24 protein-coding genes are annotated in these 24,820 nt (G+C 69.8%); 15 read left to right on the forward strand and 9 right to left on the reverse strand.

Translation table 11 applies throughout. From position 1 onward, the window contains the following. Positions 1 to 49: 49 nt before the first annotated feature. A complete protein-coding gene (locus ACWD3I_RS10285) occupies positions 50 to 487 on the reverse strand; it encodes a DUF3052 domain-containing protein (RefSeq protein WP_046259140.1) in 438 nt (145 codons plus the stop codon). A 363-nt stretch (positions 488 to 850) separates the two neighbouring features. Here ACWD3I_RS10285 and aceE point away from each other — a divergent pair, with 363 nt between their 5' ends. Continuing rightward, positions 851 to 3,583: a pyruvate dehydrogenase (acetyl-transferring), homodimeric type gene (gene aceE / locus ACWD3I_RS10290; RefSeq protein WP_365398347.1), complete on the forward strand. Its 2,733-nt coding sequence runs from the start codon at positions 851 to 853 to the stop codon at positions 3,581 to 3,583. Positions 3,584 to 3,654: 71 nt separating this feature from the next. Further along, complete coding sequence (locus tag ACWD3I_RS10295) at positions 3,655 to 4,395, forward strand: potassium channel family protein (protein ID WP_365398350.1); 741 nt, start codon at positions 3,655 to 3,657, stop codon at positions 4,393 to 4,395. Positions 4,396 to 4,445: 50 nt separating this feature from the next. On the opposite strand, the gene ACWD3I_RS10300 is transcribed toward ACWD3I_RS10295, so the two are convergent. Together ACWD3I_RS10300 and ACWD3I_RS10305 are read right to left on the reverse strand one after the other, a co-directional pair. After that, the gene (locus ACWD3I_RS10300; RefSeq protein ID WP_365398353.1) at positions 4,446 to 4,757 is read right to left on the reverse strand and encodes a small hydrophobic protein; all 312 of its coding nucleotides are present in this window, start codon (positions 4,755 to 4,757) and stop codon (positions 4,446 to 4,448) included. Positions 4,758 to 5,043: 286 nt separating this feature from the next. Further along, positions 5,044 to 6,663: an MFS transporter gene (locus tag ACWD3I_RS10305; RefSeq protein WP_365398356.1), complete on the reverse strand. Its 1,620-nt coding sequence runs from the start codon at positions 6,661 to 6,663 to the stop codon at positions 5,044 to 5,046. Between the two features lie 66 nt (positions 6,664 to 6,729). On the opposite strand from ACWD3I_RS10305, the gene ACWD3I_RS10310 reads away from it, so the two are divergent. From ACWD3I_RS10310 to ACWD3I_RS10320, 3 genes are all read left to right on the forward strand, one after another. Next, positions 6,730 to 7,356, forward strand: a complete 627-nt coding sequence (locus tag ACWD3I_RS10310) for a TetR family transcriptional regulator (RefSeq protein ID WP_365398360.1) — start codon at positions 6,730 to 6,732, stop codon at positions 7,354 to 7,356. An 82-nt stretch (positions 7,357 to 7,438) separates the two neighbouring features. Beyond that, complete coding sequence (locus ACWD3I_RS10315; protein ID WP_365398363.1) at positions 7,439 to 8,650, forward strand: alpha/beta hydrolase; 1,212 nt, start codon at positions 7,439 to 7,441, stop codon at positions 8,648 to 8,650. Between the two features lie 66 nt (positions 8,651 to 8,716). Beyond that, positions 8,717 to 9,580, forward strand: coding sequence for a DUF4429 domain-containing protein (locus ACWD3I_RS10320; RefSeq protein ID WP_365398379.1), 864 nt, complete (start codon positions 8,717 to 8,719; stop codon positions 9,578 to 9,580). A 63-nt stretch (positions 9,581 to 9,643) separates the two neighbouring features. On the opposite strand, the gene ACWD3I_RS10325 is transcribed toward ACWD3I_RS10320, so the two are convergent. Continuing rightward, positions 9,644 to 10,660, reverse strand: coding sequence for an aldo/keto reductase (locus ACWD3I_RS10325; protein ID WP_365398366.1), 1,017 nt, complete (start codon positions 10,658 to 10,660; stop codon positions 9,644 to 9,646). Beyond that, positions 10,657 to 11,127 carry a MerR family transcriptional regulator gene (locus tag ACWD3I_RS10330; RefSeq protein ID WP_046259149.1) on the reverse strand — a complete coding sequence of 157 codons (471 nt, stop codon included), beginning with the start codon at positions 11,125 to 11,127 and terminating at the stop codon, positions 10,657 to 10,659. The genes ACWD3I_RS10325 and ACWD3I_RS10330 overlap by 4 nt, the downstream gene beginning before the upstream one ends. Before the next feature lie 96 nt (positions 11,128 to 11,223). Between ACWD3I_RS10330 and ACWD3I_RS10335 the strand changes: the two genes are divergently transcribed. Together ACWD3I_RS10335 and ACWD3I_RS10340 are read left to right on the forward strand one after the other, a co-directional pair. Beyond that, positions 11,224 to 11,691 (forward strand): GNAT family N-acetyltransferase, encoded by a 468-nt coding sequence (locus ACWD3I_RS10335; protein ID WP_365398370.1) that lies wholly within the window; start codon positions 11,224 to 11,226, stop codon positions 11,689 to 11,691. 19 nt (positions 11,692 to 11,710) lie between these two features. Next, positions 11,711 to 12,532: a serine hydrolase domain-containing protein gene (locus tag ACWD3I_RS10340; RefSeq protein ID WP_365398373.1), complete on the forward strand. Its 822-nt coding sequence runs from the start codon at positions 11,711 to 11,713 to the stop codon at positions 12,530 to 12,532. 272 nt (positions 12,533 to 12,804) lie between these two features. Here ACWD3I_RS10340 and ACWD3I_RS10345 read toward each other — a convergent pair whose 3' ends face one another. Further along, positions 12,805 to 13,470 (reverse strand): pirin family protein, encoded by a 666-nt coding sequence (locus ACWD3I_RS10345; RefSeq protein ID WP_365393889.1) that lies wholly within the window; start codon positions 13,468 to 13,470, stop codon positions 12,805 to 12,807. Between the two features lie 74 nt (positions 13,471 to 13,544). Between ACWD3I_RS10345 and ACWD3I_RS10350 the strand changes: the two genes are divergently transcribed. The 5 genes from ACWD3I_RS10350 to fabF all read left to right on the forward strand — a co-directional run bounded on the left by ACWD3I_RS10350 (position 13,545) and on the right by fabF (position 18,444). After that, positions 13,545 to 14,750 (forward strand): PucR family transcriptional regulator, encoded by a 1,206-nt coding sequence (locus tag ACWD3I_RS10350; protein WP_046259152.1) that lies wholly within the window; start codon positions 13,545 to 13,547, stop codon positions 14,748 to 14,750. 89 nt (positions 14,751 to 14,839) lie between these two features. Continuing rightward, positions 14,840 to 15,754: an ACP S-malonyltransferase gene (locus tag ACWD3I_RS10355; RefSeq protein ID WP_365393713.1), complete on the forward strand. Its 915-nt coding sequence runs from the start codon at positions 14,840 to 14,842 to the stop codon at positions 15,752 to 15,754. A 17-nt stretch (positions 15,755 to 15,771) separates the two neighbouring features. Next, positions 15,772 to 16,767, forward strand: coding sequence for a ketoacyl-ACP synthase III (locus ACWD3I_RS10360; RefSeq protein WP_365393714.1), 996 nt, complete (start codon positions 15,772 to 15,774; stop codon positions 16,765 to 16,767). A gap of 79 nt (positions 16,768 to 16,846) precedes the next feature. Beyond that, positions 16,847 to 17,095 (forward strand): acyl carrier protein, encoded by a 249-nt coding sequence (locus ACWD3I_RS10365; protein WP_019067091.1) that lies wholly within the window; start codon positions 16,847 to 16,849, stop codon positions 17,093 to 17,095. 77 nt (positions 17,096 to 17,172) lie between these two features. Beyond that, positions 17,173 to 18,444, forward strand: coding sequence for a beta-ketoacyl-ACP synthase II (gene fabF / locus ACWD3I_RS10370; RefSeq protein ID WP_365393715.1), 1,272 nt, complete (start codon positions 17,173 to 17,175; stop codon positions 18,442 to 18,444). 66 nt (positions 18,445 to 18,510) lie between these two features. On the opposite strand, the gene ACWD3I_RS10375 is transcribed toward fabF, so the two are convergent. Continuing rightward, a complete protein-coding gene (locus ACWD3I_RS10375; RefSeq protein WP_361540205.1) occupies positions 18,511 to 19,005 on the reverse strand; it encodes a DUF3145 domain-containing protein in 495 nt (164 codons plus the stop codon). 269 nt (positions 19,006 to 19,274) lie between these two features. Here ACWD3I_RS10375 and ACWD3I_RS10380 point away from each other — a divergent pair, with 269 nt between their 5' ends. Both ACWD3I_RS10380 and ACWD3I_RS10385 read left to right on the forward strand, forming a co-directional pair. Continuing rightward, a complete protein-coding gene (locus tag ACWD3I_RS10380; protein WP_365393716.1) occupies positions 19,275 to 20,183 on the forward strand; it encodes an SGNH/GDSL hydrolase family protein in 909 nt (302 codons plus the stop codon). Between the two features lie 15 nt (positions 20,184 to 20,198). Continuing rightward, positions 20,199 to 21,170 (forward strand): aldose epimerase family protein, encoded by a 972-nt coding sequence (locus ACWD3I_RS10385; RefSeq protein WP_365393717.1) that lies wholly within the window; start codon positions 20,199 to 20,201, stop codon positions 21,168 to 21,170. 89 nt (positions 21,171 to 21,259) lie between these two features. Here ACWD3I_RS10385 and ACWD3I_RS10390 read toward each other — a convergent pair whose 3' ends face one another. Next, positions 21,260 to 23,725 (reverse strand): glycoside hydrolase family 3 protein, encoded by a 2,466-nt coding sequence (locus ACWD3I_RS10390; RefSeq protein WP_365393718.1) that lies wholly within the window; start codon positions 23,723 to 23,725, stop codon positions 21,260 to 21,262. A gap of 102 nt (positions 23,726 to 23,827) precedes the next feature. Between ACWD3I_RS10390 and ACWD3I_RS10395 the strand changes: the two genes are divergently transcribed. Continuing rightward, a complete protein-coding gene (locus tag ACWD3I_RS10395; RefSeq protein WP_365393719.1) occupies positions 23,828 to 24,427 on the forward strand; it encodes a TetR/AcrR family transcriptional regulator in 600 nt (199 codons plus the stop codon). On the opposite strand, the gene ACWD3I_RS10400 is transcribed toward ACWD3I_RS10395, so the two are convergent. Further along, positions 24,381 to 24,800 carry a RidA family protein gene (locus ACWD3I_RS10400; protein ID WP_365393720.1) on the reverse strand — a complete coding sequence of 140 codons (420 nt, stop codon included), beginning with the start codon at positions 24,798 to 24,800 and terminating at the stop codon, positions 24,381 to 24,383. The genes ACWD3I_RS10395 and ACWD3I_RS10400 overlap by 47 nt on opposite strands. Positions 24,801 to 24,820: the final 20 nt, after the last annotated feature.

The raw sequence follows: 24,820 nt of genomic DNA on the forward strand, positions 1-24,820 counted from the left end.
CGGACGGGCTGAGTGGAACTCAGCCCGTCCGGTAATGACTAGCGGAGGGTCACCGCTTGGACTTGGCTGCCTTCGGCGTCACCAGCCGGCTGCCGCTCCAGTCCTTGCCGACGCTGACGCTCTTGGAGGCGGAGAGCCCCGCCGTCGTCGCGGCTTCGGAGATGTCGCTGGGCTCGACGTAGCCGTCGCGGCCGGTCTTCGGCGTCAGCAGCAGGATCGAGCCGCCCTCCTCGATGTACGTGGTGGCGTCCACCAGTACGTCGGTGAGGTCGCCGTCGTCGTCGCGGAACCAAAGCACTACGGCATCGGCGACGTCGTCGTATTCCTCGTCCATCAGCTCGCTGCCGATGACTTCCTCAATGGACTCGCGGAGCTCCTGGTCGACGTCGTCGTCGTAGCCGATCTCCTGGACCACCTGCTCGGGCTGGAACCCCAGCCTTGCGGCAGGGTTCGTCCGCTCCTCCGCGTGGTCCGCGGTCGCGCTCACGGGTTGCCTCCTGATCATGTTTCGGGAATAACTCAGCCACGCGCGTGCGCGAAGCATTGGCCGTAGTCCACACGGGCGGGACGGATCGCGCAAGTACCCGGCCGTTCAGACCGCCGAAACGGTGACGTTCCTGGCCGTGTCACCGCAACTCCAGGCACACGATTGTGGCCATAAGTGACCTACACCACACCGTTCTGCCCGGTTTGCGGCATTAGGAACCCGAGTGAAGCTCGAGGAACCCGTGAAGAGCCCTGGTTACCAATCAGTAGAGATGACGTTTGCTTTTCCGAGGTACACGATGGGGAGCGGTGCAGACATCCCGCATACCCATGGAAAACAGCCCTCTGACAGCGAAGGAACAGCGTGGCTTCCGGATCCGATCGCAATCCGATCATCATTGGCGGCCTTCCGAGTCAGGTTCCTGACTTCGATCCCGAGGAAACCCAGGAGTGGCTCGACTCCCTCGACGCCGCCGTGGACGAGCGCGGCCGCGAGCGGGCCCGCTACCTGATGCTGCGGCTGATCGAGCGGGCCCGTGAGAAGCGCGTGGCCGTGCCTGAGATGCGCAGCACGGACTACGTCAACACGATCCCGACCAAGGCGGAGCCGTTCTTCCCGGGCAACGAGGAGATCGAGCGGAAGGTCCTGAACGCGACCCGCTGGAACGCCGCGGTGATGGTCTCGCGCGCCCAGCGGCCCGGGATCGGCGTCGGCGGCCACATCGCCACCTTCGCCTCCTCCGCGTCGCTCTACGACGTCGGCTTCAACCACTTCTTCCGCGGCAAGGACGAGGGCGACGGCGGCGACCAGGTCTTCTTCCAGGGCCACGCCTCACCGGGCATCTACGCCCGCGCGTTCCTGCTCGACCGACTCAGCGAGCAGAACCTGGACGCCTTCCGCCAGGAGAAGTCGAAGGCGCCGTACGGACTGTCCTCGTACCCCCACCCGCGGCTGATGCCGGACTTCTGGGAGTTCCCGACCGTGTCGATGGGTCTCGGCCCGATCGGCGCGATCTACCAGGCGCGGATGAACCGCTACATGCACGCGCGCGAGATCGCCGACACCTCCAAGTCGCATGTGTGGGCCTTCCTCGGCGACGGCGAGATGGACGAGCCCGAGTCGCTCGGCCAGCTGACCATCGCCGCGCGTGAGGGCCTGGACAACCTGACCTTCGTCGTCAACTGCAACCTTCAGCGCCTGGACGGGCCGGTGCGCGGCAACGGCAAGGTCATCCAGGAGCTGGAGTCGGTCTTCCGGGGCGCCGGCTGGAACGTCATCAAGCTGGTCTGGGACCGTTCCTGGGACCCGCTGCTCGCGCAGGACCGCGACGGCCTGCTGGTCAACCGGATGAACACCACTCCGGACGGCCAGTTCCAGACGTACGCCACCGAGTCCGGCTCCTACATCCGCGAGCACTTCTTCGGTGACGACCAGCGGCTGCGCGCGATGGTCGAGGGCATGACCGACGACCAGATCCTGCACCTGGGACGCGGCGGTCACGACCACAAGAAGATCTACGCGGCGTTCAAGGCGGCCGTCGAGCACAAGGGCCAGCCCACGGTCATCCTCGCCAAGACCGTCAAGGGCTGGACGCTGGGTCCGAACTTCGAGGGCCGCAACGCCACGCACCAGATGAAGAAGCTGACGGTCGACGACCTCAAGGGCTTCCGCGACCGGCTGCACATCCCGATCACCGACCAGGAGCTGGAGTCCGGCGCCCCGCCGTACTACCACCCGGGCCGGGACTCGGAGGAGATCCAGTACATGCACGACCGCCGCAACTCGCTCGGCGGTTACGTCCCCACCCGTGTCGTGCGCGCGAAGCCCCTCGCGCTGCCGGACGACAAGACGTACGCGACCGTGAAGAAGGGTTCCGGGCACCAGTCGATCGCCACCACCATGGCCTTCGTACGACTGCTCAAGGACCTCATGCGGGACAAGGAACTCGGCAAGCGGTTCGTACTGATCGCGCCGGACGAGTACCGCACCTTCGGTATGGACTCCTTCTTCCCGAGTGCGAAGATCTACAACCCGCTCGGCCAGCAGTACGAGGCCGTGGACCGCGATCTGCTCCTCGCCTACAAGGAGTCGCCGACGGGCCAGATGCTGCACGACGGCATCTCCGAGGCGGGCTGCACGGCCTCGCTGATCGCGGCGGGCTCGGCCTACGCCACGCACGGCGAGCCGCTCATCCCGGTCTATGTCTTCTACTCGATGTTCGGTTTCCAGCGCACTGGCGACCAGTTCTGGCAGATGGCCGACCAGCTGGCGCGCGGTTTCGTCCTGGGTGCGACCGCCGGACGTACGACTCTGACCGGTGAGGGTCTGCAGCACGCCGACGGCCACTCGCAGCTGCTCGCCTCGACCAACCCGGGCTGTGTCGCCTACGACCCGGCGTACGGCTTCGAGATCGCGCACATCGTGCAGGACGGTCTGCGGCGGATGTACGGCCCGGACAGTGAGGACGTCTTCTACTACCTCACCGTCTACAACGAGCCGATCCAGCACCCGGCCGAACCGGAGAACGTGGACGTCGAGGGCATCCTCAAGGGCATCCACCGCTACCGCGAGGGCACTTCGGGCACCATCCCGGCGCAGGTCATCGCGTCCGGTGTCGCCGTGCCGTGGGCCATCGAGGCGCAGAAGATCCTCGCCGAGGAGTGGAACGTCAAGGCGGACGTCTGGTCGGCGACCTCCTGGAACGAGCTGCGGCGCGAGGCGGTCGACGTCGAGCGGCACAACCTGTTGCACCCCGAGGAGGAGCAGCGGGTGCCGTACGTGACGCGGAAGCTGTCGGGTGCGCAGGGGCCGTTCGTCGCCGTGTCCGACTGGATGCGGGCGGTGCCGGACCAGATCGCGCGCTGGGTGCCGGGGACGTACCAGTCGCTGGGCGCGGACGGGTTCGGCTTCGCGGACACCCGGGGCGCTGCGCGGCGGTTCTTCCACATCGACGCGCAGTCGATCGTGGTGGGCGTGCTGACCGAGCTGGCCCGGGAGGGCAAGGTCGACCGGTCCGTGCTGAAGCAGGCCATCGACCGGTACCAGCTGCTCGACGTGTCGGCGGCCGACCCGGGCGCCGCCGGAGGCGACGCGTAGGCAACGCGGTGATGTGAAGGGCGGTGGGGCTCATGGCCCCACCGCCCTTACCGCTTCTTTACGATGCGCTCATGAAGGAACAACCGGCGCAGGTCCGTTGGGAACGCCTGACCCAGCGGCCTCTGATGGCGCTCGCGGTGCTGTTCGCGGTCGCCTATGCCGTGCCGATCGTGGCGGACACGGCCGGCCGGCCGCTCACGACCGTGTGCACGGCGGTCGAGTGGGGGGTGTGGGGGGCGTTCGCCGTCGACTACCTCGTACGGCTGTCGCTCTCGCAGGACCGGTGGAGGTTCGTCCGTCGGCACTGGCTGGACCTGTGTGCGGTGCTGCTGCCGCTGCTTCAGCCGCTGCGGCTGCTGCGGGTCGTCGCCACACTGCTGCTGGTGCAGCGGCGGGCGCGGATGGCCTCGCAGATCCGGCTGACGACGTATGTCGCGGGCGCGGTGGTCGGGTTGCTGATGTTCGGTTCGCTCGCGGTGCTCTCGGTGGAGCGGGACTCGCCGGACGGGAACATCCGGACGCTGGGTGACGCGGTGTGGTGGTCGTTCACCACGATGACGACCGTGGGGTACGGGGACCACGCGCCGACCACCGGACTGGGCCGGATCATCGCGGTGGGACTGATGCTCTCCGGCATCGCGCTGCTCGGTGTCGTCACCGCGAACATCGCGGCCTGGTTCATCGCCCGCTTCGAGAAGGACGACGTGGAGGAGCGGCGCCAGACGGAGGCGATCGTCGCGCTGACCGAGGAAGTGAAGGCCCTGCGGGCCCAGGTGACCGCGTTGCAGGAGCAGCAGTCGGTCAGACACTGAGGTGGGCCCCCGGCCCATCCACCGGGGGCCCTCCCCTCACTCCCCCCGGCTCAGAACATGCCGCTTCCGGGGGATGCCGCTCCGGCCAGCCAGATGACGGCCAGGAGCGTGTCTATGGCGCCCAGTACGACGGCGACCAGGGCCGCCACCGGGCGGGAGCCCGTCCAGCTACGGCCCATTCCGAGCCAGCCGGCCACGATCGCGATCGGGCCGAGGATGATCCCCAGTACGAAGAACCCCGCGACCGCACAGATGACACCGACGATTCCGAGCGTCGCGCGATCCGGCCCGGTCCGTGACCACGTCCGGCCACGTGAGCGGGGGTGCCTGCGCGTGCGCGTGCCGTTTCCGAAACCCGCCATCTCCAACAACTCCCTGAACCCCTAGGCAGATTGGGTTCGAGAGGGCGAGTACCCCCGCTGCGGGGCTCAATCCTCCGGCCTTGCGGCGCGCCGCCCCCCTCCGGCAGCGCGCCGCAGCACCGGCCGCCCTCCGCGGCATATGCACTGCCGTGCGGAGGGCTTGACTAACTGTGACCTGCGGCGCGTACCGGGGGCGAGGAATCTTTAGCGTCTTCACCCTGATAGGCGAAGTCGCCTGAAATCCCGTCAGTTTCGACCTGCGGAAACCCCGACGGGACAGGACCCGTCAGACGTGGCCCACTCCCGCGCCCGCCTCCGCGTTCTCGCCGCGCTTGGTGAGCAGGGCGACGAAGACGGCGATGGCGGCGACTCCGGCGGCGACCAGGGACGCCAGGCTCATGCCGGAGATGAAGGTGTCGTGCGCGACGTCGGTGATCTTCGCGGCGATCGCCTCCGGGGTGCCCTTGGCGACCGGTGGCATACCGACCTGGACCGCCTCGGAGGCCTGGGCCTCCTGGGCCGCGGTGAGCGGCGGCAGTCCCGCGTCCTTCCAGTTGCCGGCGAGGTCGCTGTCGACCTTCGACGCCATCACGGCGCCCAGGACGGCGGTGCCGAGGCTGCCGCCGATCTGCATCGCGGCCTGCTGGAGACCGCCGGCGACACCGGAGAGCTCCAGCGGTGCGTTGCCCACGATGACCTCGGTCGCGCCGACCATGACCGGGGCGAGGCCCAGGCCCAGCAGGGCGAACCAGAGGGACATCACGGCGCTGCCGGTGTCCGTCTCCAGCGTCGACATGCCGTACATGGCGATGGCGGTGGCCGCCATGCCGCCGGCCAGCGGGATGCGCGGGCCCAGCTTGGTGATCATCACGCCCGCGAGCGGGGAGCCGACGATCATCATGCCGGTGAGCGGGAGCAGGTGGAGGCCGGCGTCGATCGGGCTCATCCCGTGCACGTTCTGGAGGTAGAACGTCACGAAGAACAGGCCGCCCATGAAGGCGATGGCCATGAGGACCATCAGGACCACACCCGCGGACAGCGCGACCGAACGGAACAGGCCCAGCGGGATCAGCGGCTCCTTCACCTTGGTCTCCCAGAAGGCGAAGAGTCCGAAGCCCAGGAGCGACGCGGCGATGAAGGTCCACGTCTGTCCGTCGCCCCAGCCCCACGCCGGGGCCTTGATGAGGGCCCAGACCAGGCAGAACATCGCGCCCGACAGCAGGGCGATGCCCAGGATGTCGAAGGAGCGCGGGGCGTTCTCGGCGCGGTGGTCCAGCAGGATCACGACGCCCAGGACCGCGGCGAGGATGCCGACCGGCACGTTGATGAAGAACACCGACTGCCAGCTGACGTGCTCGACGAGGACACCGCCGAGGATCGGGCCGCCCGCGGTGGAGGCACCGATGACCATGCCCCAGATACCGATGGCCATGTTGAGCTTCTCGGCCGGGAAGGTCGCCCGCAGCAGGCCGAGCGCGGCCGGCATCAGCAGGGCGCCGAACAGACCCTGCAACACCCGGAAGGTCACGACGAACGCGATGCTGTCGGACAGGCCGATGGCACCCGAGGCGGCCGCGAAGCCGACCACGCCTATCAGGAAGGTCTGGCGGTGGCCGAAGCGGTCACCGAGCTTGCCAGCGGTGATCAGGGAGACCGCGAGGGCGAGGAAGTACCCGTTGGTGATCCACTGCACCTCGGCGAAGGTGGCGCCGAGGTCCTGTTGGATGGCCGGGTTGGCGATGGCGACGATGGTGCCGTCGAGGGCCACCATCATGACGCCTACGGCGACGGTGATGAGGGTGAACCAGGGGTGGCCGCGCAGCCCTGAGGCCCGCGCCCCCTCTGACGGGGCGGCCGGCCTGCCGTCCCCCGGCCCCGTCTTGTCGAGCGTGGTCTGACTAGTCATACGTCGAGGCTAGTGACAGCCACTGACAGTTGACAAACAGTTTCATAAGTCGGTAACTGACACAGCATGGAAACCCTGCGCGACCGCAAGAAGCAGCGCACCCGAGAGGCTCTGATCCGAGCCGCCCTCGAGCTGTTCACCACCCGGGGCTACGACGGGACGACCGTCGACGACATCGTGGAAGCCGTCGAGGTCTCGCAGCGCACCTTCTTCCGCTACTTCGCGAACAAGGAGGAGGCCGCCCTCGCCGTCGTGGAGATGGCCGTGGTGCACTTCATCGAGGCGGTGCGCGAGCGGCCGCCGCACGAGGCGCCGCTGGAGGCGATGCGTCAGGCGGTCCTGGAGGGCTGGGACTCGCTCAACGACGTCATCGAGTCCGTCGTACCCGTGGAGCTCTACCTGCAGATGTACCGGGTGATCGAGTCGACGCCGGTGCTGCTCGCCGCCCATCTGCGACGCTCCATGGAGGTCGAGGAGACCCTGGCGCGCGTGATCGCCGAGCGCGAGGGCCTCGACGTGGCGGCCGACCCGCGGCCGCGGCTCGCGGTGGCCGTCTTCAGCGGGGTGATGCGGGTGACGGAACGGCAGTGGAGCGCGGCCGCGGACTTCAGCCTGGACGCGATGCGGACGCTCACCGTTTCGTATCTCGAACAGGTGGGTCCAGCACTGACGGAGAACTGGCGAACACACTGAGGTCATCGCCACATACACCGAAACGTGACCTCTGTCACTCGGTTAACGCGAGACCCTCTCGTTCTCCTAGTGTGTCCTTTCAGTGACTTCCTTCGACACCTCTCCCCAACTGAACGTCTGGCGCACACTGCTCGCGCTGGCCGTGGTGTTCGTGATGCTCGCGACCACCGGCTGGACCGCCCTGCGCAACCAGCGGAACACGACCCCGCTCCAGAGCTCGCTCAGCTCCTGGGAGCACGGCCGGATAGGCGGACACCGGCTGCCGGACCCGGACGACTCGACCTCCGCCGCGCTCTCGCGCTTCTTCGCCTCGCTGACCGCTCAGCAGCGCTCCGCCCTCGCCCGCCGCTATCCCCTCGCGGTCGGCAACATGAACGGCGCCCCCGTCGACCTGCGCTACCGCGCCAACCGCATCGCGCTCGGCCAGGCCCGCAAGGTCGAGCTGAAACGCATGCACGACAGCCGGCTCTCGGCCGACGGGCAACGCCAGGCGGGCCACCGTATGCAGCGCTTCGAGGCGCTGATGAACAGCAAGCGCAAGATCCTCGCCTTCGACCCGGAGGGCTCCGGGCGGGTCGCCGAGGTCTTCGGTGATCTGAACAAGGCGCAGCGGATCTCGGTCGTCGTCCCCGGCGTCGACACCGATCTGCTCACCTTCCAGCGCACCTCCCGCAAGTACTCGGCCCCGGTCGGCATGGCCAAGTCGCTGTACGCCGCGGAGAAGGCGGCGAGCCCCTCGACGCGTACGGCCGTCATCGCCTGGGCCGACTACACCGCCCCCGGCGGCCTCGGCCTCGACTCGGCGACCGCGACGCGCGCCGAGGGCGGTGCCGTCCGGCTGAACGCACTGGTGCGGGCGCTGCCCGGCAGCACGCCCGTTTCCCTGTTCTGCCACAGCTACGGCTCGGTGGTGTGCGGGGTCGCCGCGCACACCCTGCCGGAGCGGGTGGCCGACATCGCGGTGGCCGGCAGCCCCGGGATGCGGGTCGCCAACGCCGCCCAGCTGCACACCTCGGCCCAGGTGTGGGCGATGCGGGACGCCGACGACTGGATCCAGGACGTGCCGTACCTGGAACTCGGCGGCCTGGGCCACGGTGCCGACCCGGTGTCCTCCGCGTTCGGGGCACGGGTGCTTTCGGCGGAGGACGCGAAGGGGCACAGCGGCTATTTCGAGCCGGGCACCGAGAGCCTGCTGAACTTCGCCGAGATCGGCGTCGGCGCATATCGCTCGGTGCACTGTGCCAAGGACGACGAAGCCTGCCGCGCCGGTTTGTCCGGCACCGTGGCGGGCTGACGCGCGTAGAGACGCAGGAATTGCGGTCTGCGCAGGGAGGCGACGGAGGAGCTCGTGCCGCATACGATGAGCCGCATGGGTGACGTACTGGCCGGATTTCATGCCGCCTGGGAGTTCGAGTCCGACTCCGTCATCATCCGTTACGAACGGGGGATTCGAACACCCAAGCTCTTCCAGTCCCTGGGAGAGCGACGGATCCCCCTCTCGGCACTGTCCGGCGTGACACTGACCCCCGGCAAGCGCGGCACGGTGGTGCTGCGCGCCGAACCCCGCCCCGGCGCCGATCCGTTGATGGAGGCGGCCGCGGGGCAGCTCAAGGAAGGGTGCGATCCGTACCGCCTCGTGCTGCCCGCCGAGCGGGAGGTGCTCGCCGAGTACTACGCCGACGAGTTGCGTGCCCTGCTGAAGCCGGACGACGGTGAGCCGGCCGAGCGGTTTCTGGTGCCGGCGCCCGAAGTGCCGCTGTCCTTCAAGGCGTACGACGGGAAGGCGTCCTTCGACGGGAAGACCGTGCACTTCCGGTGGTTCTGGACGGGCGCGTCCTCGGCGAAGTGGAAGGCCGGCGACCAGAGTTTCCCGGTCACCGACCTCGGTGGGGTGGAATGGCGCTCGCCCGAGGTGTTCGAGGGGCATCTGCGGCTGATCCCGCGGGACGGTGACGGGCAGCCGGTGCAGGCCGACCAGGATCCGGCCGCCGTGGTGTTCGGGCTGGGGTACGGGCCGGTGCACGAGTCGTTGCCGTTCGCTGCGGCGGTCTTGGCGGCGGTTCGGGAGCGGGGGCCTGTCGCGGCGGTGCCGGCCAGTGCGCCGAGGCGCGATCCGGCCGACATCGCCGAGCGCATTCGTCATCTGGGGGAGCTGCACCAGGCGGGGCTTGTCACGGATGAGGAGTTCTCCGTGAAGAAGGCGGAGTTGCTGGCGGAGCTCTGAGGTAGTGCGTCGACTGCGGGTCGTGGGGGTTGCTCGCGCAGTTCCCCGCGCCCCTGGGACGTTCTACTCACGTCCGGCAGAGGTGAACGTCATGTCTGCGTAGCGGTCGCCTGCCACCTTGCCTGCGATCGGCTCCAGCAACGCCAGCTGCTCTTGCGTGAGTTCGATCCTGGTCGCCGCGGTGTTCTCCTCTATCCGGCTGACCTTCGTCGTGCCCGGGATCGGGACGACCGTCAGGCCGTGAGCGTCGGCCTGGTGCTGGACCCAGGCCAGGGCTATCTGGCCCGGGGAGGCACCGTGGGCCTCGGCGATCGTGCGGATCGGGTCCAGGAGGGCCGCGTTCGCGGCCGCGTTGTCGCCGGTGAAGCGGGGCTGCTGGCGGCGGAAGTCGTCGGCTGTCAGATCCTTGTCGGCGTTGGCGAAGGAGCCGGTCAGGAAGCCTCGGCCCAGCGGGGAGTACGGGACGAGGGCGACGCCCAGGTCGCGGGCGGCCGGAACGACACCCGTCTCGATGTCGCGGCTGAACAGCGACCACTCCGACTGCACCGCCGCGATCGGGTGCACCGCCTGGGCCGTACGCAGTTCCGTGCCCGTGACCTCGCTCAGCCCCAGGTGCTTGACCTTGCCCTCGCGGATCAGCTCGGCCATGACGCCGACGGTCTCCTCGATCGGCACGTCCACATCGCGCCGGTGCATGTAGTAGAGGTCGATCACGTCGACGCCGAGTCGCTTCAGGCTGGCCTCGACGGCCTGACGGACGTACGGCGCGTCGTTGCGGATGATCCGCCGGGTGGGGTCGTCCGGCGAGATCGCCAGGGCGAACTTGGTGGCGATCACCACCTCGTCCCGGTGTGCCTGGAAGAACGGGGCGAGGAACTTCTCGTTCTCCCCGGCGCCGTACATGTCCGCCGTGTCGTACAGCGTGACGCCCAGCTCCAGCGCGCGCTCCAGGGTCGCCCGGGACTCGCCCGTGTCCGCGGGGCCGTACGCGAAGCTCATACCCATGCAGCCCAGGCCCTGCACCCCCACCTCGGGGCCGTCGGCGCCCAGTCGTGCGGTCGGGATCCTGCTGTCGGTCATCCGGCCTTCTCCGTTTCGTAGCGGTGACCGGCATCGGCGTAGAAGCTGATCTTCCGGTCGAGCACGGCGAGCGTGTCCTGCAGTTCCGTGATCCGGGTCAGAACGTCCCGGCGGGTCGACTCCAGCAGTTCGAAGCGCTCGCCGAAGGTGTGGTCGCCCTCGCGGACCAGTTCCGCGTAGCGCACCATGTCGGCGACCGGCATCCCTGTGAGCCGGAGCTTGCCGACGAAGTCGAGCCAGTCCAGGTCGCGGTTGCTGTAGCGGCGCTGACCGGTGTGCGAGCGGTCGATGTGCGGCATCAGGCCGATGCGCTCGTACCAGCGCAGCGTGTGCGCGGTCAGCCCGGTGAAGGCGACGACCTCGCTGATCGTGTAGCTGTCCTGGCCCTGGGGGCGCCGGTGCGGGTGCGGCGGGGCGCTGCAGCTGTCGGTCCTGGTACCCGTCGTGGTGGTCTCCATCACCGTCATGACCTCAACGCTATGACCTTGGAGTGCACTCCAAGCAAGCGAAACCGGTAAGAATTCGCGGGACGTCGACCGGGCGGGGTGGCTAGCGTGCGGGACATGAGTCTCGTACGACGTGCCAGGGCCGAGGACGCCGGGGAAGTGCTGCGGCTCCGGCAGGTGATGATCGACTCGATGGCCGGCACCGACCCGTCCGCCCATTGGCATGCCGGATCACTGCCCGCCCTCAAGGAGCGGCTGGCGGACCCGGACGGGGACTTCGCGGTGTTCGTCGTGGATCATCCGGAGCGGCCGGGAGCGGCGGCGATGGCGGCCGGGACGCTGGAGTACCGGATCGGGCGGGCGGACAATCCGCACGGGCGGGTCGGGTACGTCTTCAGCGTCGCGACCGACCCCGACGCCCGCCGTCGCGGTTACGCGCGGGCGTGCATGACGGAACTGCTGACGTGGCTCCGCGAGCGGGGCGCCGCCCACGTCGACCTGAACGCCTCCGCGGAGGCCGAGCCGCTCTACGCCTCCCTCGGCTTCGTCCGCAAGCCGGACCCCTCGATGCGGCTGGCACTGTGACCGGCATAGTCTCGACGGCATGTCGCTGAAGAGCCTCGCCCTGATCGAGAACTGGCCCGTTCCGACCGCCGCCGCGGCCGTCGTGCGGGCGGACGGGACCCTGCTCGGTACGCACGGTCCTGTCGGGCACCGGTTCCCGCTGGCATCGGTCACCAAGCCGCTCGCGGCGTACGCGGCGCTCGTCGCGTACGAGGAGGGTGCGATCGAGCTCGACGAGCCCGCCGGGCCCACGGGGTCGACGGTGCGGCATCTGCTGGCGCACACCTCGGGGCTCGCCTTCGACGAGCACCGGGTGACGGCACCGGCCGGTGAGCGGCGGCTGTACTCCAACGCCGGGTTCGAGCAGTTGGGCGACCACATCGCGAAGGCGACGGACATCGCGTTCGCGGAATATCTGCGGCAGGCCGTGCTGGAGCCGCTGGGCATGGTGTCGACCTCGCTGGAGGGGTCGCCGGCCAAGGACGGGATCTCGACGGTCGAGGATCTGGTCCGGTTCGCCGCGGAGGTCCAGGCGCCCCGTCTGCTGGATCCCCGTACGGTCGCGGACGCGATGACGGTCCAGTACCCGGGTACCAAGGGTGTTCTGCCGGGGTACGGCCATCAGAGCCCCAACGACTGGGGGCTCGGCTTCGAGATCCGTGACTCCAAGTCCCCGCACTGGACGGGGTCTTCGTCCTCCCCCCGCACCTTCGGCCACTTCGGCCAGTCCGGCACCTTCCTGTGGATCGACCCCGTCGCGGGCGCGGCCTGCGTAGCCCTCACCGACCGCGCCTTCGGCCCCTGGGCGATCGAGGCATGGCCGGCCTTCACGGACGCGGTACTCACGGACCTGCGGGGCTGAGGCCGCTTTTCCTCGCCCCCGCCGCCCCTACCCGTTCCCCTCCCTGGGGGCTGCCGCCCCCAGACCCCCGCTTCGGCCCTGAACGGGCCTCGTCCTCAAACGCCGGACGGGCTGAGATGCCTGAACCGGCGTCGAGAAGCGAAGCCCCCGGCGGGTGGGTGGGGGGTCGGGACGGCGTCAGCCTCGTCCGCTGAATGCAGCCCCTCCGGCGTTCGAGGAGCGGGGGTCCAGGGGGCGGCGCCCCCTGGGTAGGGGCGGCGAGAACTGGCGTCTCACGAACCGATGGGGTCCGACATCTCCCAGATCAGCAGTTCCGCTGCCGTCAGACCCACCGTGTCCAGGCCCTCGGCGTTCGTGACGCGGGCCGCGTCGCCTGGGTGCAGATGTTCGCCGTTCAGCTGCACTTCGCCGCGTACGACATGGACGTACAGGTGTCGACCGTCCGGCACCGCCGTCCGCTCACCGACCGCGAGCCGGCGTACGTGCAGCATCGCCGCCGCCCCCGGGACGGCGTACGGCGTCGAGTCGGCGATGCCGCGGACGATCTCGTAGGACGGTTCGCCGCCGGGCTCCAGAGGGGCCAGCCACATCTGCACGAAGGTCAGGGGGGTCTCGCCGTCGTTGCGCTCCACGTGGCGGACGCCCGCGGCCGAGCTGAGGCGCTGCACGTCCCCGGCCCGCACGGTCGTCTCGTGGCCCGTCGAGTCCCGGTGGGTGAGCTCGCCCTCGACCACCCACGTCACGATCTCGGTGTGGCTGTGCGGATGCTCGTCGAACCCGGCGCCGGGGCCGAGCCGCTCCTCGTTGCAGGCGATCACCGCACCGAAACGAAGGTTGTCGGGGTCGTAGTGCGGGCCGAAGGAGAAGGCGTGGAACGACTCGATCCCGGTCGCCGGATCGCCCCCTGGGTAGCGCTCAGCGGCGCGCCGTACGTCCATCACGGACCCCACCGTAGCCCTCACCCGGTACCCGGCGGAGCGCACTCACGTCCGGATAAGGCAGTCTTGTCCCCGTGCCCGAACCCGAAGCCAGCAACACCGAAGCCTTCGCACGTGACTCCCATCCGCACTCGGCGACCCTGAAGCGGCTGGAGAAGTCGGCCGGGTCCCTGGCCGCGCAGGCCATCGCGCGGATGGACGAGACGCTGTCGTGGTACCGGGCCATGCCCCCGGAGAACCGTTCCTGGATCGGGCTGGTCGCACAGGCCGGTATCGCCGCGTTCACCGAGTGGTTCCGGCACCCCGACGCCCCGCAGGCGATCTCCACCGATGTGTTCGGCACCGCTCCGCGCGAGCTGACCCGGGCCATCACACTGCGGCAGACCGTGGAGATGGTGCGCACCACCATCGAGGTCATGGAGTCCGCCATCGACGAGGTGGCCGCTCCCGGTGACGAGTCCATCCTGCGCGAGGCCCTCCTCGTCTACGCCCGCGAGATCGCCTTCGCCACCGCCCAGGTCTACGCCCAGGCCGCCGAGGCACGCGGTGCCTGGGACGCCCGCCTGGAATCGCTTGTCGTCAACGCCGTGCTCAGCGGTGAGGCCGACGAGGGGGCCGTCAGCCGGGCCGCCGCGCTGGGCTGGAACGCGCCCGAGCACGTGTGCGTCGTCCTCGGCACCGCGCCCGACGGTGACTCCGAGCTCACCGTCGAGGCCATTCGGAGGGCCGCCCGGCACGCCAAGCTCCAGGTGCTCACCGGGGTCCTCGGCGATCGGCTCGTCGTGATCGCCGGCGGCAGCGACAACCCGCTCGCCGTCGCCAAGTCGCTGATCGGGCCCTATGCCGCGGGACCCGTGGTCGCCGGGCCCGTCGTACCCGATCTGCTGGCCGCCACCCGCTCCGCGCAGGCCGCCGCGGCAGGGCTCAAAGCCGGTACTGCCTGGCAGGACGCCCCGCGCCCGGTACTGGCCGACGATCTTCTTCCGGAGCGCGCCATCGCGGGTGACCCGAGCGCGCGCGAGCAGCTGGTGGAGGAGATCTACAGACCACTGGAGGAAGCCGGTTCAGCTCTCCTCGAGACGCTCTCGGTCTATCTCGAACAGGCGAGCAGTCTCGAAGGCGCCGCCCGGATGCTCTTCGTCCATCCCAACACCGTGCGCTACCGGCTTCGACGTGTGACTGACGTCACCGGCTGGTCACCCTCCGACGTACGATCCGCGTTCACGCTGCGGATCGCCCTCATCCTGGGGCGTCTGGTCGACGGGGATATCCAGCTCTAGGCTTTTGTCGGGGGTCCACAAAACCCCCTCGTGTTCTTCGTCCCTGTCCCCACGGGCGGCCGTGCCCGTCCACAAGAGAGAGTGTGAGAGTGCTCGTACTCGTCGCTCCCGGCCAGGGCGCCCAGACGCCCGGCTTCCTGACCCCCTGGCTCGAACTCCCCGGTGCCGCCGACCGCGTCGCCGCGTGGTCGGACGCCATCGGCCTGGACCTCGCCCACTACGGCACCCAGGCCGACGCGGACGAGATCCGTGACACCTCGGTGGCCCAGCCGCTGCTGGTCGCCGCCGGAATCCTGTCCGCCTCGGCACTCGGTGCCGTGACGCCGGGCGCCGTCGCGGGCCACAGCGTCGGTGAGATCACCGCCGCCTCCTTCGCCGGTGTCCTCGACGACACCGCCGCACTGACCCTCGTACGCAAGCGCGGTCTGGCCATGGCCGAGGCCGCCGCGATCACCGAGACCGGGATGTCGGCGCTGCTCGGCGGCGACCCCGAGGTGAGCGTCGCGCACCTGGAGAAGCTGGGTCTGACTCCGGCGAACGTGAACGGCGCCGGCCAGATCGTGGCCGCCGGCACCATGGAGGAGCTCGCCGCGCTGAACGAGGACAAGCCCGAGGGCGTCCGCAAGGTCGTCCCGCTGAAGGTGGCCGGCGCCTTCCACACGCACCACATGAGTCCCGCGGTCGACGCGCTGGCGAAGGCCGCCGAGGCCCTCACGCCCGCCGACCCGAAGCTCCCCTACGTCTCGAACAAGGACGGGCAGACGGTCGCCACCGGCGCCGAGGTCCTTGCGCGTCTGGTCGGCCAGGTCGCCAACCCGGTCCGCTGGGACCTGTGCATGGAGACCTTCAAGGAGCTCGGTGTCACGGCGCTGGTCGAGGTGTGCCCCGGCGGCACCCTCACCGGTCTCGCCAAGCGCGCGCTGCCCGGCGTGAAGACGCTGGCGCTCAAGTCCCCCGACGACCTCGACGCTGCTCGCGAGCTCATCGCAGAGCACAGCGCCTGAAAAGGAGCCAGAGAGCAATGTCGAAGATCAAGCCCAGCAAGGGCGCCCCGTACGCGCGCATCCTCGGTGTCGGTGGCTACCGGCCGACGAGGGTCGTGCCGAACGAGGTGATCCTCGAGACGATCGACTCGTCCGACGAGTGGATCCGCTCGCGCTCCGGCATCGAGACCCGGCACTGGGCGAGCGACGAGGAGACCGTCGCCGCGATGTCGATCGAGGCGTCCGGCAAGGCGATCGCCGACGCCGGGATCTCCGCCGAGCAGATCGGTGGCGTGATCGTCTCGACCGTCTCGCACTTCAAGCAGACTCCGGCCGTCGCCACCGAGATCGCCCACAAGCTCGGCACGGACAAGGCGGCCGCCTTCGACATCTCGGCCGGCTGCGCGGGCTTCGGCTACGGCCTGACCCTCGCCAAGGGCATGGTCGTCGAGGGCTCGGCGGAGTACGTCCTGGTCATCGGTGTCGAGCGGCTGTCGGACCTGACCGACCTGGAGGACCGGGCCACGGCCTTCCTGTTCGGTGACGGTGCCGGCGCGGTCGTCGTGGGCCCCTCCCAGGAGCCGGCCATCGGCCCGACCGTGTGGGGCTCCGAGGGCGACAAGTCCGACACGATCAAGCAGACCGTGGCGTGGACCGAGTACGACAGCACGGGCAAGTTCCCCGCCATCACACAGGAGGGCCAGGCGGTGTTCCGCTGGGCCGTCTTCGAGATGGCGAAGGTCGCCAAGGAGGCGCTGGACGTCGCCGGCATCACCGCGGACGAACTGGACGTCTTCATTCCGCACCAGGCCAACGAGCGGATCATCGACTCGATGGTGAAGACACTCAAGCTGCCGGAGTCCGTCACGGTCGCGCGTGACGTACGCACCACCGGCAACACCTCGGCCGCCTCGATCCCGCTCGCGATGGAGCGGCTCCTGGCGACCGGCGAGGCGAAGAGCGGCGACACCGCGCTCGTCATCGGCTTCGGGGCGGGTCTCGTCTACGCCGCGACTGTCGTTACCCTCCCCTAGGCACTCCGTGCCGGATCAGCAACGGTCCGGTCCGGAACGTACTGCCAACCCTCTGGACAACAACGAAGGAGCGCCTCACATGGCCGCCACTCAGGAAGAGATCGTCGCCGGTCTCGCCGACATCGTCAACGAGATCGCCGGCATCCCGGTCGAGGACGTCCAGCTGGACAAGTCCTTCACCGACGACCTGGACGTCGACTCGCTGTCCATGGTCGAGGTCGTCGTCGCCGCCGAAGAGCGCTTCGACGTCAAGATCCCGGACGAGGACGTCAAGAACCTCAAGACGGTCGGCGACGCCACCGACTACATCCTGAAGAACCAGGGCTGATCCCCGGATCAGTCCATTGCCCCGCCACCCGGCGGTGGCGCCGCTGAATCCTCGTAATCGTTGGAGAAAGATTTCCCGTGAGCCCGACCAATCGCACCGTGGTCGTCACCGGTATCGGCGCAACCACACCGCTGGGTGGCGACGCAGCCTCTACCTGGGAGGGTCTGGTCGCCGGCAAGTCCGGTGTGAAGCCCCTGGAGCAGGAGTGGGCGGCCGACCAGGCCGTCCGTATCGCGGCGCCCGTCGCCGTGGAGCCGACCGAGGTCATCCCGCGGCCGCAGGCCCGGCGCCTGGACCGGTCGGCGCAGTTCGCGCTGGTCGCCGCCAAGGAGGCGTGGGCCGACGCGGGCTTCACCGGCAGGGCCGGTGAGGACACCGCCGTCGACGCCGACCGCCTCGGCGCGGTCATCGCCTCCGGCATCGGTGGCGTCACGACACTGCTCGACCAGTACGACGTGCTGAAGGAGAAGGGCGTCCGCCGCGTCTCCCCGCACACCGTCCCCATGCTCATGCCCAACGGCCCGTCCGCCAACGTGGGTCTCCTCGTGGGCGCCCGCGCCGGTGTGCACACCCCGGTCTCCGCGTGCGCCTCGGGCGCCGAGGCCATCGGCTACGCCATCGAGATGATCCGCACCGGCCGCGCCGACGTCGTCATCGCGGGCGGCACGGAGGCGGCGATCCACCCGCTGCCGATCGCCGCGTTCGGCAACATGATGGCGATGTCCAAGAACAACGACGACCCGCAGGGCGCCTCGCGTCCCTACGACACCGCGCGCGACGGCTTCGTCCTCGGCGAGGGCGCCGGCGTGATCGTCCTGGAGTCCGCGGAGCACGCCGCCGAGCGCGGTGCGCGCGTGTACGCCGAGGCGGTCGGCCAGGGCATCTCCGCCGACGGCCACGACATCGTGCAGCCCGAGCCGGAGGGTCGCGGTATCGCCCAGGCCCTGCAGAACCTGCTCGACAACTCCGATCTGAACCCGGCGGAGATCGTGCACGTCAACGCGCACGCCACCTCGACGCCGGCCGGTGACGTGGCCGAGCTGAAGGCGCTGCGCAAGGTGTTCGGCGACGATGCCGACCACTTCGCGGTGTCCGCCACGAAGTCCATGACGGGTCACCTGCTGGGTGGCGCCGGTGGTGTGGAGTCCGTGGCGACGATCCTCGCCCTGTACAACCGTCTCGCCCCGCCGACCATCAACGTCGAGAACCTCGACCCGGAGGCGGAGGCCAACGCCGACATCGTCCGTGGTGAGGCGCGCAAGCTGCCCGTCGAGGGCCGTATCGCCGCGCTGAACGACTCGTTCGGGTTCGGCGGCCACAACGTGGTGCTGGCGTTCCGTACGGTCTGAGAGACCTCCGTACGCAACTGAAGGGCCCCCACCGGTCGATGGGGGCCCTTCGGCATGCCTGGATTCCTAGACGACCTGGTGAAGCCAGCGCACCGGGGCGCCCTCACCCGCGTATCTGAACGGCTCCAGTTCGTCGTCCCACGGCTTGCCCAGGAGCTTGGCGATCTCTGCTTCCAGGTTGGTCTCGCCGCCCTGTGAGCGGGCCAGTGCCGCTCTCAGTCGGTCCTCGGGGATCAGGATGTCGCCGTGGATGCCCGTCACCGCGTGGTAGATGCCGAGGTCGGGGGTGCAGCTGTAGCGCTCGCCCTCGGCGGTGGGACAGGGCTCGGCCGTCACCTCGAAGCGCAACAGGTGCCAGCCGCGCAGGGCCGACGCCAGCTTCGACGCCGTGCCCACCTCGCCCTTCCAGGAGAACTCCGAGCGCCAGGTGCCAGGGGCCGCCGGCTGCCGGATCCAGTCGAGGTTGACGCGCGTGCCGAGCACCCCGGCGACGGCCCACTCGACGTGTGGGCACAGCGCGCGCGGCGCGGAGTGCACGTACAGAACTCCACGTGTCGTCACCGGGACCTCCGGGCAGAGCGGGACCATTGTGCGAATGGACGGAACGGTGGTGGCGGCAGCCACGTTGATGGCGAGGCTACCGTGCGGCGGCGCAAGGAGTGTGACGTACCGTCGGTCCCGGTGCCGTGAAACGCCCGCCATTCACCCGGCAGGACGCTAGGACGGGGGTGAGCCGTTGCGCGGCGAAGGTCGGGAACTCCCGTGCGTTGTTATGGAGGGGGACGAAGTTCGCAGGGGATTGCATGTCGACCGAGGGGATCACCAAAGGGATGCGGAAGCGAAGCCACCGCTCGCGTGCCGTACTCGCCGTCGCGACGGCGGCCGTCCTGGGCGCCGCCGGCTGTGACGCCGTCGGCGGCAACGAGTCGGCGCCGTCCGGCTCGGGCACCGAGGCGCAGAGAGTGAAGCCCTCCCCCAGTCCGACGACGCCCGCCTGGGACTCCAGTCCGTCCTCCCTCGCCGCCGTGGGCGACTCCATCACCCGCGGCTTCGACGCCTGTTCGCTCCTCCAGGACTGCCCGGAGGCCTCCTGGGCGACCGGCAGCCGCGCCGAGGTCGACAGTCTCGCCGTACGGCTGCTGGGGTCGGCGAAGGCGGCCTCCAACAGCTGGAACTACGCGGTCAGCGGGGCCCGGATGACCGATCTGGCCGGGCAGATGGCGCAGGCCGCGGCGAAGCGGCCCGGGCTGGTGACGGTGATGGCGGGGGCCAACGACGCGTGCCGGGACTCCACCTCGGCGATGACGTCCGTGGCCGACTTCCGGGCACAGTTCGAGGACGCGATGAGCACCCTGCGCGACGCGGCGCCGAAGGCGCAGGTGTACGTGGCGAGCGTGCCGAACCTGAAGCGGCTGTGGTCCGAGGGGCGCACCAACCCGATGGGCAAGCAGGTGTGGAAGCTCGGGATATGCCCGTCGATGCTGGGCGACGCGGATGCCGTGGACACGGCGGCGACCGAGCGGCGCGACACCGTGCTGGACCGGGTGGAGGCGTACAACAAGGTCCTGGAGGAGGTCTGCGCCAAGGACGAGCGATGCCGTTTCGACGGGGGCGCGGTGTACGAGTTCCGGTTCGGCACGGACCAGCTCAGCCATATCGACTGGTTCCACCCGAGTGTGAACGGGCAGGCCAGGCTGGCCGAGATCGCCTACCGGGAGGTCACGGCCAAGAGGGCGTGACCTAGAGTTTTGAACATGAACGAACTCTTCGGCACACTTTCCGACGGCAGCCCGGTCCACCGCTGGACGCTGGAGCGGGCCGGCGTGCGGGTCAGGGTGCTGTCGTACGGCGGGATCGTGCAGTCCGCCGAGGTCCCGGACCGGGACGGAAGCGCCGGGAACGTGGTGCTGGGGTTCGCGGACCTGGACGGATATCTCACGCACACCGGGCCCTACTTCGGTGCGCTGATCGGCCGGTACGCGAACCGGATCGCCGGCGGCCGCTTCCCGCTGGACGGGGTGACGTACGCGCTGGCGCCCAACAACGCGCCGAACTGCCTGCACGGCGGCGAGCGCGGCTTCGACAAGCGGGTGTGGGACGTGGCGCCCGTCGAGCACGGCATCCGGCTCTCCCGGGTCAGTCCGCACGGCGAGGAGGGCTTCCCGGGCCGGCTGGAGCTCTCGGCGACGTACACGCTGAACGCGGACGGTGCGCTGCGGATCGCGTACGAGGCGGTGACGGACGCACCGACGGTTCTCGCCCTGACGAACCACAGCTACTTCAACCTGGCCGGCTCCGGGGACGCGAGCGGCCATGAACTGCGGATCGCCGCCTCCCGGTTCACTCCGGTCGACGCGGACCGGATCCCGACCGGGGTGCTTCAGGACGTGACCGGCGGGCACTTCGACTTCCGGGAGAGCCGGAAGGTGGGCTCGGGGTACGACCACAACTTCGTGCTCGACAAGGGTGTGACCGAGGAGCCGGCCGAGGTCGCCGAGCTGCACGACCCCTCCACCGGGCGGGTGCTGACGGTGTCCACCACCGAGCCGGGCCTGCAGCTGTACACCGCGGACCACCTGGAGGAGCCCTTCGCGCCCTGCGAGGGTGTCGCGCTGGAGACCCAGCACTTCCCGGACTCCCCGAACCGGCCGGAGTTCCCGAGCACGGTGCTGCGGCCGGGCGAGGTGTTCCGGTCGGAGACGGTGTACGCGTTCTCCACGCGCTGAGACCCCGCCGAGGGTTTCGGAAAGCGACAAGCCCCGGCCCGGGTGTCAGGTCCCGGGCCGGGGCTGCTCGTGGGGAGACTTATCCCGGATCAGACGTTAATCGTGGCGGTGAGGCGACGGTCCGTGATCGAGCGGCCGACCTGGATCTCGTACGAACCCTTCACAAACGACCACGAGCCCTCCGCGTCCTCTCCCCCGGTCCATGTCTCGAAGGCGCGGCGCGGGATCTCGACGGTGACCTCGGTGCTCTCGCCGGGCGCGGCCTCGACGCCGGCGAATCCGGCCAGCAGGCGCTCGGGGCGGTCGGGGCCGGGAGCGTCGGCGGGGGCGAGGTAGACCTGGACGACCTCGCGGCCGGTGCGCTCGCCGGAGTTGCGGAGGCGGACGCGGATCGTGGTGCCCTCGACCTGGACGGACTCGTAGGTCCAGTCGGTGTAGCCGAGGCCGTGGCCGAAGGGGTACGAGGGGGTGCGGCCCTCCTTCGTCCAGGCGCGGTAGCCGATGAAGACGTCCTCGGTGTACGGGAGTTCACCGTCGGCGGGGATCACCCGGGTGACCGGGGCGGCGTCCAGGGAGCCCCAGGTGGTGGGCAGGCGACCGCCGGGCTCGTGGGCGCCGGTGAGGACGTCGGCGAGGGCGGCACCGCCCTCCTGGCCGGGGAACCAGCTCAGGAGTACGGCGGCGACGTCGTCGCGCCAGGGCAGTTCGACCGGGGAGCCGGAGTTGACCACGACCACGGTGTTCGGGTTGGCGGCGGCGACGGCGCGGACGAGATCGTCCTGGCGGCCGGGCAGTTCGAGGTCCCCCCGGTCGAAGCCCTCGGACTCGACGCGGTCGGTGGTGGCGACCACGACGACCGCGGTGTCGGCGTTGCGGGCGGCCTCGACGGCCTCGGCGATCAGTTCGTCGGCGTCGCGCCGCGGCTCCTGGTGGGCCAGCGCGAAGGCGATGACCATGAACGGGATGCCTTCGGGCAGCTGGAAGACATGGGTGAGGGAGACCTCGACCGGCTCGCCCGCGGTCAGTTCGACCTCGCCGTGGGGCACCGGGGAGCCGAAGAAGGCCTCGAAGGGGTCGCTGGTGTCGGCGGGGAGCTGGAGGTCGTCGTGGTACGTCGTGCCGTCGACGGTGAGGGTGAAGGCGCCGACGCCCTTGATGCCGAAGGTGTGGGTGCCGCTGTCGCGCGGGGTGAAGGTACCGGTCAGCTCGATGGTGTGGAGGGTGTCGTGGGTGACGCCCTCGGGAAGGTCGTTGCCCATCCACTGGATCTGGCCGTTGGGGGCGTTGCCGGTGCCGATGACGTTGCCGTCGATGTCGCGGCAGACGGCGCGCAGGGTGAACCCCTTGTCGGCGACCGCGAGTTCGGTGTTGGGGTCGGCGCCGACGGCGAAGGTGAGGGTGCCCGCGGGGAGGGCGGCGGTGAGGCCGTCGAGCGGGGAGACGATGCGGGGCGGGAAGACGGTGGCGGAGCCGCCGCCGAGGACGCGGGCGTCGCGGGCGGCGGCTCCGATCAACGCCACGGTGCCCTGCTTCAGCGGCAGCGCGCTGTTCCCGTCGCGTACCTCGTTGCGGACCAGGACGAAGGCGCGGCGGGCGATCTCGCGGGCCAGCGCCTCGCCGTCGATGGTGTCGGGGAGTTCGGTGACGGCCGGCTCGGCGCTCTCCAGGATGCCCACGCGGGCGGCGAGCCGCAGGACGTTGCGTACCGCCTCGTCGACCTTGGCCTCCTCGACCTCGCCGTCGCGGACGGCCTGGGCGAGGGCCTCGCCGTACACGGTCTGCGGGCCCGGCATGGCGACGTCGAGGCCGCCCTCGATGGCGCCCTTCGTGGAGCGGGCGGCCATCCAGTCGGAGACGTTGTAGCCGTCGAAGCCCCACTCGCCGCGCGCGATCTCGTTCACGAGGTGGTGGTGCTCGGTCATCGTCACGCCGTTGACCTGGTTGTACGCGGTCATGATGCCCCACGGGCGGGCGTTCTCGACGATGAGCTCGAAGGGCCGCAGGTAGAGCTCGCGCAGGGCGCGCTCGGAGACGACGTTGTTGACCGTGAAGCGGTCGGTCTCGGCGTCGTTGGCGACGAAGTGCTTGACGGTGGTGCCGACTCCGCCGGACTGGACGCCGTTCACATAGCCCGCGCCGATGAGTCCCGTGAGGTACGGGTCCTCGCTGTAGGCCTCGAAGTGGCGGCCGCCGAGCGGGGAGCGGTGCAGATTGACGGTGGGGGCGAGCAGGACGTGGACGCCCTTGCGGCGGGCCTCCTGGGCGAGCAGCGCACCGGCGCGGCGAGCGAGTTCGGGGTCCCAGGTGGCGCCGAGCGCGGTCGGGGACGGCAGCGCGATCGAGGGGTCGTCGGCGGTCCAGCGCACGCCTCGGACGCCGATCGGCCCGTCGGACATGACGAGGGACTCGAGGCCGATCTCGGGCAGGGTGGGCAGCGTCCACATGTCCTGGCCGGCCAGCAGCCGGGCCTTCGCATCCAGGTCGAGCTTGCCGAGGGCCGCCTCCACGGCAGCCTCGCGCGCCTGGTCCGCCGGGGTGGAGCGGGTGCCCGCCATGGGGTCCTCCTGGTTTCGGGTCCGTGCCGTTCCCCCATCGTGCACCCGTTACCTGTAGACCGGTAGGTTTCGTTATCTGGCCGTTATATTGGGCATACGGTCATGCCGTACGGTGACCCCATGAACGCCAGGGTCAGGAGCGAGGAACGGCGCGCGGAGATCGTCCGGGCGGCCCTGGAGGTGATCGCCGAGCGCGGCTACCGCGGGGCGAGCCTCGCCGCCGTCGCGGAGCGCGTCGGGCTCACCCAGCAAGGGCTGCTGCACCACTTCCCCACGAAGGAAGCGCTGTTGGTCGCCGTGCTCAAGGAGCGGGACCAGTGGGACGCGGTGCCGGACACCCAGTGGCGGATCGACCTGCTCGCCTCGCTCGTCGAGTACAACGCGATGCGGCCCGGCATCATCCAGACCTTCTCGGCACTGCTCGGCGAGAGCGTGACGGACGGGCATCCGGCGCGCGCGTACTTCACCGAGCGCTATGCGCAGGTGCGCGAGGGCATGGCGGCGGTGCTGCGTGCCGAGTACGGGGACCGGCTGCCGAACGGGCTGACGCCCGAGCGCACGGCGCCGTTGCTGGTGGCGGTCATGGACGGGCTGCAGTACCAGTGGCTCCTGGACCCCGAGTCGGTGGACATGCCGGGAGCGTTCCGGGACTTCCTCAGGCTGCTGGGCGAGAACCCCGAGAGCCCCGAGAACCTGGACTGACCGCGGCGACCACCTCCACCTCTATCTGCGCCTCCGGCCGGAACAGCTTCGGCACCTCGAAGGTCATGCTGGTGGGCGGGGTCCCGGTGAGGAACTCCCTTCGTACGGCGCCGTATTCCTGGAGCCTGTCGATGTCGGTGAGGTACGTGCGGATGTTGATGACGTCCGTGAGGGTGCCGCCGTGGGCCTTCAGCAGGGCGTCGATCGTCTCGAAGACGCCTCGGCTCTGCTCGGCGAGGGTCTCCCCCTCGGCGATCTGTCCGGAGACGAACAACAGGGCGCCGCCGTCGGCCTGTTCGACTCGGGCGACCTGGGAGTAGTAGGGGCTCAGGGGCTGGGGTGCGGAGGCGGGGCTGTCGATGGTGACCTTCATGGGGCTCCCTTGTCTGCGGG

The sequence above is a fragment of the Streptomyces sp. NPDC002817 genome (assembly GCF_053592055.1).